Source organism: Streptomyces sp. NPDC091412 (assembly GCF_044756885.1).
Lineage (GTDB): Bacteria > Actinomycetota > Actinomycetes > Streptomycetales > Streptomycetaceae > Streptomyces.
Genome location: NZ_JBIVTV010000005.1, coordinates 374794 through 389788 on the forward strand (window position 1 = coordinate 374794; position 14995 = coordinate 389788).

Here is a 14995-nt window from a genome sequence, read left to right on the forward strand (position 1 = left end):
AACCGGGCCTCGGAGCCGGACCCCGGAGCCGGACACGCGTGCCCGGACAGCACACCTAGGCCCTGTCCGCCGTCGCCTCCCGGAGGGCGCGGCGGCACAGGGCGTCGGCGCGGCGGGTCGTCTCCGGGAGGCGGTAGTCCGGGGTGAGGGCGAGGGTGTGCGCGCAGGCGTTGTCCAGGCTCACCCGGTGGCCGACGGAGACGAAGACCGGCTTGACGCCGTCCCGGGTGCGCAGGGCCCGGCCGACCTCGTCGGCGCCGGCGAGCAGCGGGGAGGCACTGCCGCGCGGGGTGTCCGGATCCTCGTGGGTGAAGGTGAACGGGTTCTTGGCGACGCCGATCGTCGGAAGCCCGGTCAGCACACCGAGGTGGCTCGCCAGTCCGAAGCGCCGGGGGTGGGCCAGGCCGTAGCCGTCGCAGACGACCAGGCCGGGTGGGCAGGGCAGGGCGTCCAGCGCGGCGAGCACGGTGGGGATCTCACGGAAGGCCAGCAGCCCCGGTACGTACGGGAAGGAGATCCGCCCGACGGCGGTGGCCTCGGCGACGACGCGCAAGGTGGCCGCGTCCAGGACGACGGCCGCCGCCGCGACGAGGTCCCGCTCGTCGTCGTAGGCCACGTCGACTCCCGTGACGTGGCCCGTACCGGGCGGCGGGCCCGGCTCGTCGCGCACCACCCGTTCACGCAACTCGTCCTGGACGGCGCGGGCCTGCTCCTCGGTGGAGGGCCAGCCCGCGGGAATGCGTACGGTCGTCGTCATGATGGGCCGAGCGTACGGCCATCGGGGACGGCACGGCGGGGCGGGCCCGCGTTCCTGACCGGAGGCGGGCCCGCCCGGCTGGGCGCCTGGGTCAGCCTCTGCCCAGGGCCTGCCGCAGCTGCTGCTTGTTCATGTCCGAGCGGCCGTGGATGTTGCGCCGCTTGGCCTCCTCGTAGAGCTGGTCGTAGGTGGGCCCCTCGGAGCCCCGGCCCGAACGCTGCCCGCCCCGTCTGCCGGAGGACAGGTCCTGGGTGGAGATGCGGCCGGCGGTCTTCGACTCGCCGCTGCGGGCACGCTCCTTGTTCACCGTGCGCGCGGCGATCTCCCTGGCGCGTTCGGTGCTCTCCCCCCGGTCCTGCGCGCTCTGCTTGATGTGCTCGTACTGGCGCTCGCGCTTGGAACTGGAACCGCGTGGCATGCCGTTCACTTCCTCTCTGTGCAAGGAACGGATACCCGCAATTCTGGATCGGTTCGCCATATCGGGCGATATCCAGTCCTCCAGTCGAGCGACGCGACAGCCGTGTCACGTCCGTGCATGAACGCGGTGACGGAGGTCACTCGCTCCTCGTGTGCACGGATCGGCGGCTTCCGTCGTCTCTTCCAGTGCCCGGCCTCATCCGCCCGGAGGTTCGTCCAGCCGTCACAAGGGAGCAAGGCCATGTCCACCGACATCGAGCAGTTCGTGGAGGCGCGCCTGGTCTCCGCCACGCCACGGATGCCCAGCATTCCCGCCACGCTGCACTACGACCGGCGGGACCCGTTCGCCGTCCGTATGACCTTCCCGGCCCCGGCCACCCTCGAAGGCGTGGACGTCTGCTGGCTCTTCGCCCGTGATCTGCTGGCGGCCGGTCTGCGGGAGCCCGAGGGCGACGGCGACGTACGGGTGCGGCCGTACGGGTTCGACCGCACCGTGCTGGAGTTCCACGCCCCCGAGGGCACGGCGGTGGTGCACGTCCACAGCGGTGAGATACGGCGCTTCCTGGAGGCCACGAGCGAGCTGGTGCCGCTCGGCCTGGAACACCTCCAGTGCGACCTGGACCACGGTCTGGCGGAGCTGATGCGGGACGCCTGCTGACGGCTCCACCCGGTCCCGGGCCAACACCGCGGGGACGGGGCGCCCGAGGACGACGGCCCGGGACCCGGACGGTCCCGGTCAGCCGCTCGCCGCGGCGGCGGAGGCCGCGGTGGTCGCCATGACCACGGCCGCGCTCACCTCGCGCATCACCCGGCGCAGCGCGGGGGCCGCGGCTCCGCTGCGCTCGGTCAGCTCCTCGATGCGCTGCCGGTGGCCCTTACGGTCCTTGGCGGGCACCAGGGTGCGCAGTTCGGCGGCGGCCGCGAGGGCGACGACGGCCGCGTCGCGTTCGGAGACCTCCGCGGCCGGCAGCGGGCCCTCCAGCACCCGGCGTGCCTCCTCCCGCAGCGCGTCCACGACGGCGACGCGCTCCAGGGCGTGGTCCACGGACGGGAGAACACCGAGGACCCGGCGCCGCTCGGCGCGCAGGAACCCTTCGGCGGTCAGCTGCTCCCGCACGGCGTCGAGGGTGGTCCGGGCGTGCAGTGTCACCCAGGCCTTCCAGCGGCGGGGCCGGGACTCCCGGACGAGTTCGAGCAGCCCGTCGAGCACCGGGTCCCCGGTGTCGGCGTCCAGGCCGGCGGGTACGGCGACACCGTCGTCGTCGACGAGCAGCCCGCGCTGGGCCAGCTCGGTCAGGGCGCCGGCCCGGACCAGGAGGTGCAGTTGGGCGGTGCCGGTGATCCTCAGCCGCTTGGTGTCCCAGGCCAGCAGGTAGAGCCGGGCGGGCAGCGAGAGCGAACCGTCGGGCACGGGGGCCTCCTTCCGGGGGCTCGGGCCCACCCATTATTTCGTTGACAGGTGTCCCGGCCCCTCCTACCGTTTGCAGCGGTCCTGTTGCCGTCGATTGGAGAAGGACGTTGCTCGTCTGAGGTCCTGAGGCACCGCGTCGCACCGGTCAGGTGTGTACGTGGCGCGCGACCTCGGCGTCCGAGCCGTCCCCAAGGAAATCCGGCCCAGGGCTCTTCTCATGCCCCGTGCCCCCCGTTCCACACGGTGACCTCGCCCTGCGGTGTCTCACACGCGTCTGTCCCTGACCGCACCCAGCAATCGCGAGGCGTCCATGTCCTCATCCATCACCTGTACCTCCCTCTCCTTCGCCTGGTCCGACGGCAGCCCCGTCTTCACCGGCCTCGACATCACCTTCGGACCCGGCAGGACGGGCCTGGTCGGCGTCAACGGCTCGGGAAAGTCCACCCTGTTGAAGCTGATCGCCGGCGAGCTCGGGCCGGCCGACGGTGCCGTCCGCGTCGCCGGCGAGGTGGGACACCTTCCGCAGAACGTCACGCTCGACACCGCGCTGCGGGTCGACGAGGCGCTCGGCATCGCCGCGCAGCGGGCCGCGCTGCACGCCATCGAGGCCGGAGACGTCTCCGAGGAGCACTTCGAGACGGTCGGCGACGACTGGGGCGTGGAGGAACGCGCCCTCGCGACCCTCGGCGAGCTCGGGCTCGGCCGCATCGACCTGGACCGCACCATCGGCGAGGTCTCGGGCGGCGAGTCGGTGCTGCTGCGGCTGGCCGCGCTGCTGCTGCGCCGGCCGGACGTGCTGCTGCTGGACGAGCCGACCAACAACCTCGACCTGTACGCGCGCCGCCGGCTGTACGCGGCCGTCGAGTCCTGGCCGGGCGTGCTGGTCGTGGTCAGCCACGACCGCGAACTCCTGGAACTGGTCGACCAGATCGCCGACCTCGGCTCCGGCCGGGTCACCTGGTACGGCGGGAACTTCTCGGCGTACGAGGAGGCTCTCGCCCTGGAGCAGGAGGCGGCCGAGCGCATGGTGCGCGTCGCCGAGGCCGACCTGCGCAAGCAGCAGCGGGAACTGGCCGACGCCCAGGTCAAGCTGGCCCGGCGCAAGCGGTACGGCCAGAAGATGTGGGACCAGAAGCGCGAGCCGAAGATCGTCATGGGTGCTCGCAAGCGCGCGGCGCAGGAGTCCGCGGGCAAGCACCGCATCATGCACGAGGAGCGGCTCGCCGAGGCCAGGGAACGGCTCGACGAGGCGGTGGATGCGGTGCGGGACGACGACGAGATCCGCGTCGACCTGCCGCACACGGCCGTACCGCCGGGCCGTACCGTGCTCACCCTGCGGGATCTGGAACTGGCGTACGGCGCGCGCGTGGACGGAGGTCTCGACCTGCGCGGTCCCGAGCGGGTCGCGCTGATCGGGCGCAACGGGGCGGGCAAGACGACGCTGCTGCGCACCGTCGCCGGGGAGCTGCCGCCGCTGTCGGGCGAGGTGACCGCTCATGTGCCGGCCCGGTTCCTGCCGCAGCGGCTGGACATCCTCGACGGCGAACTGAGTGTGGCCGAGAACGTGGCCCGTCTCGCGCCGGGCGCCACCAACAACCGGATCCGGGCCCGGCTGGCCCGCTTCCTGTTCCGGGGCGCCCGCGCCGACCAGCTTGCGGCGACGCTGTCCGGCGGCGAACGCTTCCGGGCCGCGCTGGCCGCGCTGCTGCTGGCGGAGCCCGCGCCGCAGTTGCTGATGCTCGACGAGCCGACCAACAACCTGGACATGGCGAGCGTGCACCGGCTGACGACGGCCCTGGAGTCCTACGAGGGTGCCCTGATCGTGGCCAGCCACGACCTGCCGTTCCTGGAGTCCCTCGGCATCACCCGCTGGCTCCTGCTGGAGGAAGGAGAACTGCGGGAGACCACCTGGGAATCCGTCGTGGGTCCCGCATAGGGCCCGGCGGGCTTTTGTCGGGGCCGACGCTTGTCGCATGATGGCGGCCCGGTGCGGTCACGGCCGCACCGGGAAACGCCCACGCGTAGACACGAAAGGCGCCTCGTGCCCAGCAAGAAGGCCCTCGTCCGCCACCCCGGTCCGCGGCTCGCCGAAGGGCTGGTGACGCATGTCGAGCGGGAGGAGGTCGACGTCGAACTGGCGGTGCGGCAGTGGGAGACGTACGTCGAGGCGCTGCGCGGCCACGGCTGGGAGACGGTCGAGGTCGAACCGGCCGACGACTGCCCCGACGCGGTGTTCGTGGAGGACACCGTCGTCGTCTACCGGAACGTCGCCCTGATCACCCGTCCGGGCGCCCCGTCCCGGCGTGGCGAGACCGCCGGGGTGGAGCAGGCCGTGGCCCGTCTGGGCTGCTCGGTGAACTGGGTCTGGGAGCCGGGCACGCTGGACGGCGGGGACGTGCTCAAGGTCGGGGACACGGTCTACGTCGGCCGTGGCGGGCGCACCAACGCGGTCGGCGTGCAGCAGCTGCGGGCCGTGTTCGAGCCGCTCGGGGCGCGGGTCGTGACCGTACCGGTGAGCAAGGTGCTGCATCTGAAGTCGGCGGTGACGGCGCTGCCCGACGGGACGGTCATCGGGCACATCCCGAAGGTGGACACGCCGTCGCTGTACCCGCGTTTCCTGCCGGTGCCGGAGGAGTCCGGCAGCCATGTGGTGCTGCTCGGCGGCGACAGGCTGCTGATGGCGGCGAGCGCGCCGAAGACGGCGGAACTGCTGGGCGACCTCGGCTTCGAGCCGGTGGTGGTGGACATCGGCGAGTTCGAGAAGCTCGAAGGCTGTGTGACGTGCCTCTCGGTGCGACTGCGGGAGTTGTACGCCTGACGAGGCGGGCGGCGTCTCGTCCAGCCCCTGGACCTGCGATCCTGGGACGCCTCTGGGCGTCCGTCAACTCCTTTGCGGCACCCTTCTGATCAGCCACCTTTACGACGAACTTAACCTACGGATTCGTAACCTACGGATTCGTAGCCTACGATCCCGTAGGTTCCCGTGCACCGCTCGCCGGGCTCGTTCCGTTCGGCCCTGCCCGCCCCCGCTTCCCCGCGCGTCCCCCTGGAGTTTCCGTGACCCTCACCTCCCCTCACCTCGGCAGCCCGTCCACGTGGACCGACGCGCGGCTGCTGTACGCGCTGGAGGAAGTGGTCGAGAAGGAGCTGAACCGGCATCTGACGGTCGCCAAGGACTGGATGCCGCACGAGTACGTGCCCTGGAGCGACGGCCGCAACTTCCCCGGTCTCTTCGAGGACGGCGAGGCCTGGGACAAGGAGCAGTCCAAGGTCACGGATGTCGGCCGGATCGCCCTGGTGGTCAACCTGCTGACCGAGGACAACCTCCCGAGCTACCACCACGAGATCGCCACCCTGTTCGGCCGGGACGGCGCCTGGGGCACGTGGGTGCACCGCTGGACGGCCGAGGAGGGCCGGCACGGCATCGTGATGCGCGACTACCTGCTCGCCTCGCGCGCGGTCGACCCGGACAAGCTGGAGCAGTTCCGGATGGCGCACATGAGCGAGGGCTTCGAGTCGGACAACCGGCACTCGATGCTGCACTCGGTCGCGTACGTCGCCTTCCAGGAGCTCGCCACGCGCATCTCGCACCGCAACACCGGGCACCAGTCCGGCGATCCGGTCTGCGACCGCATGCTGACGCGCATCGCGACGGACGAGAACCTGCACATGGTCTTCTACCGCAACCTGCTCAAGGCGGCCTTCGAGATCGCGCCCGACCTGACCATGCAGGCGGTACGGGACGTGGTGGTCAACTTCCGCATGCCCGGCCACGGCATCCCCGGCTTCGAGCGGGCGGCGGCGCAGATGGCCATCGGCGAGGTCTACAACCTGCGCATCCACCACGACGACGTGCTCCAGCCGGTGCTGCGTTTCCTGAAGATCATGGAGATCGACGGCCTCGGCCCCGAGGGCTCGCAGGCGCAGGAGGAGCTGGGCCTGTTCATGGGCGGGCTGGACGCGGAGGCGGCGAAGTTCGACGAGCGGCTCGCGGCGCGCAAGGCGCGGATGGCGGCGCGGGCCGGCGCCTGATCAGCCGCTCGCGCACGGGGCGGACCGCCCGGTCCGCCCGAGGGCCTGCCGTTCCTTCTCGGAGAGGCCGCCCCAGACGCCGAAGCGTTCGTCGTTCGCGAGGGCGTACTCCAGGCAGGCCGAGCGCATCTCGCACATCCCGCAGATGCGCTTCGCCTCACGCACCGAGCTGCCCGGCTCGGGAAAGAAGAAGTCGGCCCCGGTCTGCGCGCACAGGGCCCGGTCCTGCCAGGCGATGCCGGCCGGGGTGGTCGTCTCGAAGTGCATGAACGGGATCGTGCCGGTCGACGCGAAACATTCGATCAACACCGACTCAACGCGCCCCCCACGGCCACTCGCCGCCCCGATGATGGCCTCACGACCACCCGCACCGCACGGCGGCGCGCGGATGGCCCCGAAAAGCACGAGGCGCCTCCCCGCGTGACGGAAACAACGACCACCGTGCCAACCACCGCTGCCGGGCGACGACCGCGGCGGACCGACCACCGCGGCCAGGTGACCGCCGTCATCGGGGTGACGGCAGCGGCCGAGTGAACGCCACCAACGGGGCCGGCCACCGAGGCCGGGTGAGCGCCGTCAGCAGCACGACCGCAGCCGGCGGGTGAACGTCTCGGCGGAGGGCGACCGCCGCTGCCGGGCGACCACCGCCAGCGAGTCCACCGCCGCGGCCCGGGTGAACGCCGCCACCGGGCCGGCCAGCGCGACCAAGTGACCGCCGTCAGCGGAGCGACCGCGGCGGGTGGTCGAGCAGCATGACCAGGGCGGCGGCGCCGGGGGCGTCGTGTTGCGGCGGCGGTTGTCGGTGGGCGGTGACAGACTCGGCAGTGCAGACAACCGGGCACCTTCGAAGGAGGGCATGGATGCTCACCACCCGTTTCGTCAACGGCGCTCCGAACTGGATCGACGTCGGCACCCCCGACATCGACGGCGCCGGCTCCTTCTACGGCGCTCTCTTCGGCTGGCGGTTCCAGTCGGCCGGGCCGCAGGCCGGTGGCTACGGCTTCTTCCAGCTCGGCGGCAGGACGGTGGCCGGCGGGATGCAGACCACGCCGGAGCAGGGGCCGCCCTCCTGGACCGTGTACTTCCAGAGCGCCGACGCGGCGGCGACCGCCAAGGCCGCCGAGGAGGCGCACGGCACCGTGCTGGTCCAGCCCATGGATGTGATGGGCGAGGGGCACATGGCGGTCCTCGCCGACAAGGCGGGCGTGCCGTTCGGCCTCTGGCAGCCGGGGCGGATCAAGGGCGTGGACATGGCCGGCGAGGCGGGCTCGCTGTGCTGGGTCGAGCTGTACACGGCGGACATCGCCGCGGCGGCCGCGTTCTACCACAAGGTGCTGGGTCTGGAGACCTCCGCGGTGCCCTTCCCCGGCGGCACCTACACGTGTGTGAACCCCGCCGAGGGCGGCGAGGACGCCATGTTCGGCGGCATCGTGGCCCTCGCCGACGACCCTACCGAGGCGAAGACGGGCGCGTACTGGCTGCCGTACTTCGAGGTCCCGGACACGGACGCGACGGTGGCCAGGGCCGAGGAGCTGGGCGGCACGGTCCGGGTGCCCGCCACTGACGTGACGGGCGTCGGCCGTATCGCCAGGCTCGCCGACCCCTACGGCGCCCGCTTCGCGGTGATCAGGAGCACCCCGCCGCAGACGTGAGCCGCCCCGGCGGCCCGGCGGGGCTCACGCGGACGCGCGCCGTACGAGTGTCGTCGGCAGGATGACGCTGCGCGGCGTGCCGCCCACCCCGGCCTCGGCGCCCTGTCCGTCGAGGCCGCGCAGCAGGAGGCGGGCCATCAGCCGGCCCATCTCCTCGATGTCCTGACGCACGGTCGTCAGCGGCGGCTCGGTCTGCTCGGCCACGGGCAGCATGTCGTCGAAGCCGACCACGGCGACGTCGTCGGGGACCCGCAGCCCGCGCTCGCGCAGCACGCGCAGGGCACCGGAGGCCGTGAGGTCGTTCGCGGCGAACACCGCGTCCAGGTCGGGGCAGCGGTCGAGGAGTTCGCGCATGGCGCGCTCGCCGCCGGCCGGGGTGAAGTCGCTCTCCACGATCAGCCGGGGGTCGGCGTCGACCATCACGTCCCGGAATCCGTCGAGCCGGTCCACCGCCGAGGTCTGGTCGAGGGCGCCGGTGATGTGCCCGATCCTGGTCCGGCCGAGGCCGACCAGATGCCGTACGGCCTCCCGCGCCCCGCCCCGGTTGTCGCTGTCGACGTAGACGACCGCGGGGTTCCCGGCCGTCCACGCGGAGTCCGCGGCGCCGGGGCCGGTGTCGTCGCTCCAGCCGGGCCGCCCGCCGAACACGGTCGGCACCCCGGCGCGCCGGATCAGCCCCGGCAGCGGGTCGTCGAGGTGCAGCGAGAACACGAGCGCGCCGTCGACGTGACCGCCGGCGAGGTAGCGCCCGACCCTGGCGTGGTCGTCGCGCCCCTCCGTCAGCAGCAGGACGAGCTGCGAGTCGTGGGCCGTCAGCTCCTTGCTGATGCCCCGCAGCTGCAGCGCGAAGAAGGGGTCGGCGAAGACCCTGGTCTCCGGTTCGGCGACGACGACGGCGACGGCGTCGTGGCGCTTGGTCACCAGGCTGCGGGCGGCCTGGTTCGGCACGTACCCGAGTTCCTCCACGGCCCGCCGCACGCGCTCGGCCAGCGGCTCCCTCACCCCGTCGCCGCCGTTCACCACCCGGGACACGGTGGCCCGCGACACCCCCGCCCGCGCGGCCACGGCCTCCAACGTGGGACGCGACGCTGTCTTGGTCACTTCTGCGCTCCTCACCGGCGGTTGCGGATCAGGATAGCCGCGCCCGGACCCCGCCGTGAGAGCGCTCTCGACCCGAACCCCGCCTCCCACCAGGAGTGTCCGTGCACTCAGCCCGCGCACTCAGCCCGCGCACTCAGCCCGCCCACTCGGCCCGCGCACTCGGCCCGCCCACTCGGCCCGCGCACTCGGCCCGCCCACTCGGCCCGCGCACTCGGCCCGCGCACTCGGCCGGCGGACTCAGCCGGTGGCCGGGCCCTCCTTCTTCGCCCGGCTCGGCTGGACGCGCTTCGGCTCGCCCGGCATCTTCGGGTACTCGGGCGGGTAGGGCAGATCGCCGAGGCCGTGGTCGCGTTCGTCCTGGGCGGCGAGTTCCAGCAGCGCTTCCAGGGAGAAGGCGTGGTCGTCCATGTCGGCGTGCACGTCGCCGACTTCGGCGAACCGGGACGGCATGGTGGCCACGTCGAAGTCCTGGGGCCGGACGGCGTCGACCTCCTCCCAGCGCAGGGGCGCCGAGACGGGGGCGTGGGGGCGGGGGCGCACGGAGTAGGCGGAGGCGATGGTGCGGTCGCGGGCCGTCTGGTTGTAGTCCAGGAAGATGCGGGCGCCGCGCTCCTCCTTCCACCACTTGATCGTCACGTGCTCGGGCATCCGGCGTTCCATCTCCCGGCCCACGGCGATCGCGGCACGCCGTACCTGCGTGAAGGTCCAGCGCGGCTGGATCGGCACGAACACGTGCAGCCCGCGGCCGCCGGAGGTCTTGGGCCAGCCGCGCAGGCCCCCGAACTCCTCCAGCACGGAACGCAGTTCGTGGGCGGCGCGCACGGCGTCGGCGAAGTCGGTGCCGGGCTGGGGGTCGAGGTCGATGCGCAGTTCGTCGGGGTGGTCGACGTCGTCCCGGCGTACCGGCCAGGGGTGGAAGGTGAGCGTGCCGTACTGGGCGGCCCACACCACGGCGGCCTCCTCGGTGGGGCACATCTCGTCGGCGCTGCGGCCGCTGGGGAAGGTGATGTGGGCGGTGGGGATCCACGCGGGCATGCCCTTGGGCGCCCGCTTCTGGAAGAACCACTCGCCGGTGATGCCGTCCGGGTAGCGCTCCAGGGTGGTGGGGCGGTCGCGCAGGGCGCGCAGGATGCCGGGGGCGACGGCCTGGTAGTACCGGGCGATGTCCAGCTTGGTGAACCCCCGCTCGGGAAAGAACACCTTGCCCGGGCTGGACAGCCGTACGGTCCGCCCGCCCACCTCCAGCTCCACCGCATCGCCCATGCGAGCCACGGTAGGGGCAGCGCGCGGACCTCGCACACCGGGCGAGCACGCGCGCGGGCGCGCGGAATCGAGCGCAGAATCTAGGCATGGACCTGCCGGTGATGCCCCCCGTGAAGCCCATGCTCGCCAAGTCGGTGGCGAGGATCCCGCCGGACATGCAGTACGAGGCGAAGTGGGACGGGTTCCGGGCGATCGTGTTCCGCGACGGCGCCGAGGTCGAGCTCGGCAGCCGTACGGGAAAGCCGCTGACCAGGTACTTTCCCGAGCTGGTGGAGGCGCTGAAGGAACGGCTGCCCGAGCGGTGCGTGCTGGACGGGGAGATCGTGATCGCGCGGGAGGGCCGGCTGGACTTCGACGCGCTGACCGAGCGGATCCACCCGGCCGACTCCAGGGTGCGGATGCTGGCCGAGCGGACCCCGTCCTCCTTCGTGGCCTTCGACCTGCTCGCCCTGGACGGCGAGTCCCTGCTGGACGTGCCGCTGTCCGACCGCCGCGCGTTGCTGGTCCGGGCGCTGGCGGGGGTCACCGCCCCGGTGCACGTGGCACCCGCCACGACCGACATCGAGGTGGCCCGGCGCTGGTTCGAGCAGTACGAGGGGGCCGGCCTGGACGGTGTCGTCGCCAAGCCGCCGGGGCTGCGCTATCTCCAGGACGAGCGGGCCATGTTCAAGGTCAAGCACGAGCGCACGGCGGACGTGGTGGTCGCCGGGTACCGCCACCACAAGAGCGGCCCCGTCGTCGGCTCGCTGCTGCTCGGCCTGTACGACGACCGGGGCACCCTGCAACACGTGGGCGTGTCCGCCGCGTTCCCGATGAAGCGGCGCGCCGAGCTGATCGAGGAGCTGGAGCCGCAGCGGATGGACGACGTCGCCGGGCACCCGTGGGCGGCCTGGTCGGACGAGACGGCCCACGAGGCGGCCCGGCTGCCCGGCGCGCCCAGCCGCTGGTCGGGGAAGAAGGACCTGTCCTGGGTGCCGCTGCGGCCGGAGCGGGTGGCCGAGGTGGCCTACGACCACATGGAGAACGGGGCGCGGTTCCGGCACACGGCCCGCTTCCGCCGCTGGCGCCCGGACCGCGCGCCGGAGAGCTGCACCTACGCCCAGTTGGAGGAGCCGGTCCGCTACGACCTGGCGGAGGTCTTCGGCTCCCGCCCCTGAGCCCGCCGGCCCCGAGCCCGTGCGCGGCGGTCCGTGCGCGGGCCGCCCGCGCTCTCGGCCGCACGGCGACCTTGACGGACTCACGGCCGCATGACGACCTTGACGGACTCACGGCCGCACCACGACCTTGACGGACTCACGGCCGCATGACGACCTTGACGGCCCCTTCCTGCTTGCGCTGGAACATCTCGTACGCGTGCGGGGCGTCCGACAGCGGCAGCCGGTGCGTGGCGAAGTCGTCGACGCCGAGCGGGTCCTCGTCCGTCAGGTAGGGCATGATCTCGTCGGTCCAGCGGCGGACGTTGGCCTGGCCCATGCGCATCTGGATCTGCTTGTCGAAGAGCGTGATCATCGGCATGGGGTCGGCCGTGCCGCCGTAGACGCCGCTCAGGGAGAGTGTGCCGCCGCGGCGCACCAGTTCGATGGCGGCGTGCAGGGCGGCGAGCCGGTCCACGCTGAAGCGTTCCGCGAGCGGTCCGCCCAGCGCGTGCGGCAGCACCGTCGTGGCCTGCTGGACGAGACGGGCGGCCGCGCTGCCGTGCGCCTCGGTACCGACCGCGTCGATCACGGCGTCGGGCCCGCGTCCCTCCGTCTCGTCGCGGATCGCCGCGACCAGTTCCTTCTCGTGGTCGAAGCCGCGCAGGTCGTACGTCTCCACGCCGCGCCGGCGCGCCCTGACCAGCCGTTCCGGGACCAGGTCCACGCCGAACACCCGCTCGGCGCCGCGTGCCTTGGCGATCCGGCACGCCATGTCGCCGATGGGGCCGAGACCGAGTACGGCCACGCTCCCGCCGCGCGGCACGTCGGCGTAGGCGACCGCCTGCCAGGCGGTCGGCAGCACGTCCGAGAGGTAGAGGAACCGGTCGTCGGGCGGGCCCTCGGGGAGCTTGATCGGTCCGAACTGGGCCTGCGGGACGCGCAGGTACTCGGCCTGGGCGCCCGGCACCGCGCCGTACAGGCGGGTGTAGCCGAACAGGGCGGCGCCCATGCCCTCGCTGGTGACCTGGGTGGTCTCGCACTGGGTCGTCAGGCCCGCGGAGCACATGAAGCAGTGGCCGCAGGAGATCTGGAACGGCACGACCACCCGGTCGCCGGGCTTCAGGTTCGGCACCCCGGCGCCGACCTCCTCCACGATGCCCATGGGCTCGTGGCCGAGGATGTCGCCCGGTGTCATGAACGGCGTGAGCACCTCGTAGAGGTGCAGATCGGAGCCGCACAGGCCGGTCGAGGTGATCCGGACGACGGCGTCCGTCGGCTCCTGGATCTTCGGGTCGGGGACCTCGTCCACCCGAACGTCGCGCTTGCCCTGCCACGTCACTGCCTTCATCGCGGCGCGCTCCCTCCGTCGTTCTGCCTCTCCTGTGCCGCGCCCGGGTACCCGGGGCCCACCCCGCCGAACCGCCGGCCGGCTCATTGGGCCGATCGGCGGCCTGGTCCCGCTCGATCAGAACCGGGCGGGTATGGCCACCGATGAGCGGATAAACACACAGTCAGAAGACAGAGGTACGGAGACGGGGGCTGAACGGTGGACTTGGGACGAAGCGTGCGCGTGCGGTGCGCCGCCTCTGCGGTGGCGCTGCTGGCCGCCCTGGCGACGGCCACCCTGGCGGCGGGCTGCACGGCGCGGCACGGCACCGTCGACGACGGGCACGACGGAAAGGGAGACACCCCCAGGCCGGTGCAGGAGCTGCCGCAGACCCCGGCACCGAGTCCGGAGCACGCGGGCCCCGTCCTCGCCGTCAAGATCGACAACGTGGGAGCGGCCCGCCCCCAGACCGGTCTGGACGCCGCCGACATCGTGTACGCGGAGCAGGTCGAGGGCGGGCTGAGCCGGCTGATGGCGGTCTACGCCACCCGGCTGCCCCCGGTCGTCGGGCCGGTGCGCAGCGCGCGCGAGTCCGACCTCGAACTGCTGCGCCAGTTCGACCGTCCCACGCTCGCCTTCTCCGGCGCCCAGAAGAAACTCCTGCCGCTGATCAAGGCCGCCCCGCTGACCCCCGGAACACCCGACAACAAGCCCGACGCGTACTTCCGGGGCACCGCCAAACCGGCCCCGCACAACCTCTACCTGCGCCCCGACAAGCTCCTCGGCTCGACTCCGGGAGCGGACGCGCTGACCACCGGCTTCCACTACGGCCCGGCACCCGCGGGCGGCCGCGCCGAGACCTCGCGCACGGTCCGCTACCCGGCGGCCCGCTTCACCTTCACCTGGTCCGCGGGGCGGCACGGCTGGAAGGTGGCGATGGACGGCCGCCGGACCGTCACGACCGACGGGCGGCAGGTGGTGCCCGCGACGGTCGTGGTGCAGCACGTGAAGGTGCGCACGTCGGATCTGCACGACGTGCTCGGCAACTACACCCCGTACACCGAGACCGTCGGTTCGGGGAAGGCCGAGGTGCTGCGCGACGGGCGGGTGTACGACGCCACCTGGAAGCGCCCGAGCGCGGCCGGCGGCACGCGGTTCACGGCCGCCGACGGCACGGACGTGAACTTCGACCGGGGCCAGGTCTGGGTGGTCTTCACCCCGGCCCGGTGACGTGCGGGCGGTGAGCGGCGACGGCGGCGGACGCGGTCAGGGCCGCGCGGCGAGCGGTTCCGCCGGATGGCGCAGTCCCTCGGCCGCGTCCGCGACCCGCCGGATGAGGTCGAAGAAGAGGGCCTGCTCGTCGGCGCTGAGCGGCCCCAGGAAGACCTGGTTCATCCGGGCCGTCCGCACGGTGAGCTTCCGGTGGGTGCGCTCCCCCTCCCCGGTCAGGCGCAGCAGGAAGCGGCGGCCGTCCTGCGGGTCACGCACCTTGTCGAGCAGCCCGCGGCGGCCGAGGCGGCTGATCACCTCGGCGATGGTGGACCGGTCGAGACCCACCCGCTCCCCCACCGTGCGCTGGTCGAGCCCCGGCTCGGCGACGAGCACGTTCAGGACCGCGAACTGCGGCGAGGTGATCTCCTCGGAGACCATCGTGTTCCACAGCAGGTAGTGCGCCTGCTGCAGCCGCCGGGCCAGATGCCCGGGGTGGGTCGAGAGGTCCACCGCGCCCATGTGCGCTCCTCGCGTCGGTCCGTCGTGCCGTCTGTGGCCTTCTGTAGGTGCACTGAACGATACCGCCGACGGGCCACCCGTCCACCACGGGTTCTCCGACACCTCGACCATCCTGCTCATCCTGGTCAGAACGGTATTGACTGCGCACGCCCCGAGTGGCAGCGTGAG

General features: G+C 72.6%; 16 protein-coding genes. 7 read left to right on the forward strand and 9 right to left on the reverse strand.

The features are described from left to right. Positions 1–55 precede the first annotated feature (55 nt). A complete protein-coding gene (locus ACIQMV_RS16300; protein ID WP_402593300.1) occupies positions 56–757 on the reverse strand; it encodes an endonuclease V in 702 nt (233 codons plus the stop codon). Between the two features lie 91 nt (positions 758–848). Continuing rightward, positions 849–1175, reverse strand: coding sequence for a plasmid stabilization protein (locus ACIQMV_RS16305; RefSeq protein WP_141356341.1), 327 nt, complete (start codon positions 1173–1175; stop codon positions 849–851). A gap of 240 nt (positions 1176–1415) precedes the next feature. On the opposite strand from ACIQMV_RS16305, the gene ACIQMV_RS16310 reads away from it, so the two are divergent. Beyond that, a complete protein-coding gene (locus tag ACIQMV_RS16310) occupies positions 1416–1832 on the forward strand; it encodes an SsgA family sporulation/cell division regulator (protein WP_402593302.1) in 417 nt (138 codons plus the stop codon). 78 nt (positions 1833–1910) lie between these two features. Here the strand turns inward: ACIQMV_RS16310 and ACIQMV_RS16315 are convergent, their stop codons facing one another. Beyond that, positions 1911–2585: a GPP34 family phosphoprotein gene (locus ACIQMV_RS16315; RefSeq protein WP_402593304.1), complete on the reverse strand. Its 675-nt coding sequence runs from the start codon at positions 2583–2585 to the stop codon at positions 1911–1913. A gap of 310 nt (positions 2586–2895) precedes the next feature. Here ACIQMV_RS16315 and ACIQMV_RS16320 point away from each other — a divergent pair, with 310 nt between their 5' ends. The 3 genes from ACIQMV_RS16320 (at position 2896) to ACIQMV_RS16330 (ending at position 6617) form a co-directional block, all read left to right on the forward strand. Then, a complete protein-coding gene (locus ACIQMV_RS16320) occupies positions 2896–4521 on the forward strand; it encodes an ABC-F family ATP-binding cassette domain-containing protein (protein WP_402593306.1) in 1626 nt (541 codons plus the stop codon). A 105-nt stretch (positions 4522–4626) separates the two neighbouring features. Further along, the gene (ddaH, locus tag ACIQMV_RS16325; protein ID WP_141356349.1) at positions 4627–5403 is read left to right on the forward strand and encodes a dimethylargininase; all 777 of its coding nucleotides are present in this window, start codon (positions 4627–4629) and stop codon (positions 5401–5403) included. 239 nt (positions 5404–5642) lie between these two features. Continuing rightward, positions 5643–6617, forward strand: coding sequence for an acyl-ACP desaturase (locus ACIQMV_RS16330; RefSeq protein ID WP_402593308.1), 975 nt, complete (start codon positions 5643–5645; stop codon positions 6615–6617). Here ACIQMV_RS16330 and ACIQMV_RS16335 read toward each other — a convergent pair whose 3' ends face one another. Together ACIQMV_RS16335 and ACIQMV_RS16340 are read right to left on the reverse strand one after the other, a co-directional pair. Further along, positions 6618–6884 (reverse strand): WhiB family transcriptional regulator, encoded by a 267-nt coding sequence (locus tag ACIQMV_RS16335; protein WP_402593309.1) that lies wholly within the window; start codon positions 6882–6884, stop codon positions 6618–6620. A gap of 309 nt (positions 6885–7193) precedes the next feature. Further along, on the reverse strand, positions 7194–7451 hold the full coding sequence (locus ACIQMV_RS16340; RefSeq protein WP_402593311.1) for a hypothetical protein: 258 nt from the start codon (positions 7449–7451) through the stop codon (positions 7194–7196). Positions 7452–7477: 26 nt separating this feature from the next. On the opposite strand from ACIQMV_RS16340, the gene ACIQMV_RS16345 reads away from it, so the two are divergent. After that, positions 7478–8269, forward strand: coding sequence for a VOC family protein (locus tag ACIQMV_RS16345; RefSeq protein ID WP_141356353.1), 792 nt, complete (start codon positions 7478–7480; stop codon positions 8267–8269). A gap of 24 nt (positions 8270–8293) precedes the next feature. Here the strand turns inward: ACIQMV_RS16345 and ACIQMV_RS16350 are convergent, their stop codons facing one another. Both ACIQMV_RS16350 and ligD read right to left on the reverse strand, forming a co-directional pair. Continuing rightward, positions 8294–9370: a LacI family DNA-binding transcriptional regulator gene (locus ACIQMV_RS16350; RefSeq protein WP_402593313.1), complete on the reverse strand. Its 1077-nt coding sequence runs from the start codon at positions 9368–9370 to the stop codon at positions 8294–8296. A gap of 237 nt (positions 9371–9607) precedes the next feature. Then, positions 9608–10633 carry a non-homologous end-joining DNA ligase gene (gene ligD, locus ACIQMV_RS16355; protein WP_402593314.1) on the reverse strand — a complete coding sequence of 342 codons (1026 nt, stop codon included), beginning with the start codon at positions 10631–10633 and terminating at the stop codon, positions 9608–9610. Positions 10634–10719: 86 nt separating this feature from the next. Here ligD and ACIQMV_RS16360 point away from each other — a divergent pair, with 86 nt between their 5' ends. Next, a complete protein-coding gene (locus ACIQMV_RS16360) occupies positions 10720–11790 on the forward strand; it encodes an ATP-dependent DNA ligase (protein ID WP_402593316.1) in 1071 nt (356 codons plus the stop codon). 136 nt (positions 11791–11926) lie between these two features. Here the strand turns inward: ACIQMV_RS16360 and ACIQMV_RS16365 are convergent, their stop codons facing one another. Beyond that, positions 11927–13117, reverse strand: coding sequence for a zinc-dependent alcohol dehydrogenase (locus ACIQMV_RS16365; protein ID WP_402593318.1), 1191 nt, complete (start codon positions 13115–13117; stop codon positions 11927–11929). A 216-nt stretch (positions 13118–13333) separates the two neighbouring features. Here ACIQMV_RS16365 and ACIQMV_RS16370 point away from each other — a divergent pair, with 216 nt between their 5' ends. Beyond that, the gene (locus ACIQMV_RS16370; protein ID WP_402593319.1) at positions 13334–14326 is read left to right on the forward strand and encodes a DUF3048 domain-containing protein; all 993 of its coding nucleotides are present in this window, start codon (positions 13334–13336) and stop codon (positions 14324–14326) included. 36 nt (positions 14327–14362) lie between these two features. On the opposite strand, the gene ACIQMV_RS16375 is transcribed toward ACIQMV_RS16370, so the two are convergent. After that, the gene (locus tag ACIQMV_RS16375) at positions 14363–14827 is read right to left on the reverse strand and encodes a MarR family winged helix-turn-helix transcriptional regulator (protein ID WP_402593321.1); all 465 of its coding nucleotides are present in this window, start codon (positions 14825–14827) and stop codon (positions 14363–14365) included. Positions 14828–14995 lie beyond the last annotated feature (168 nt).

Bases quoted from the DNA above. Each gene is read 5' to 3' on its own strand.
- ACIQMV_RS16305 (WP_141356341.1), bottom strand. From the start codon at position 1,175: ATGCCACGCGGTTCCAGTTCCAAGCGCGAGCGCCAGTACGAGCACATC.
- ligD (WP_402593314.1), bottom strand. From the start codon at position 10,633: ATGGGCGATGCGGTGGAGCTGGAGGTGGGCGGGCGGACCGTACGGCTG.
- ACIQMV_RS16335 (WP_402593309.1), bottom strand. From the start codon at position 6,884: ATGCACTTCGAGACGACCACCCCGGCCGGCATCGCCTGGCAGGACCGG.
- ACIQMV_RS16365 (WP_402593318.1), bottom strand. From the start codon at position 13,117: ATGAAGGCAGTGACGTGGCAGGGCAAGCGCGACGTTCGGGTGGACGAG.
- ACIQMV_RS16310 (WP_402593302.1), top strand. From the start codon at position 1,416: ATGTCCACCGACATCGAGCAGTTCGTGGAGGCGCGCCTGGTCTCCGCC.
- ACIQMV_RS16300 (WP_402593300.1), bottom strand. From the start codon at position 757: ATGACGACGACCGTACGCATTCCCGCGGGCTGGCCCTCCACCGAGGAG.
- ACIQMV_RS16360 (WP_402593316.1), top strand. From the start codon at position 10,720: ATGGACCTGCCGGTGATGCCCCCCGTGAAGCCCATGCTCGCCAAGTCG.
- ACIQMV_RS16320 (WP_402593306.1), top strand. From the start codon at position 2,896: ATGTCCTCATCCATCACCTGTACCTCCCTCTCCTTCGCCTGGTCCGAC.
- ACIQMV_RS16345 (WP_141356353.1), top strand. From the start codon at position 7,478: ATGCTCACCACCCGTTTCGTCAACGGCGCTCCGAACTGGATCGACGTC.
- ACIQMV_RS16375 (WP_402593321.1), bottom strand. From the start codon at position 14,827: ATGGGCGCGGTGGACCTCTCGACCCACCCCGGGCATCTGGCCCGGCGG.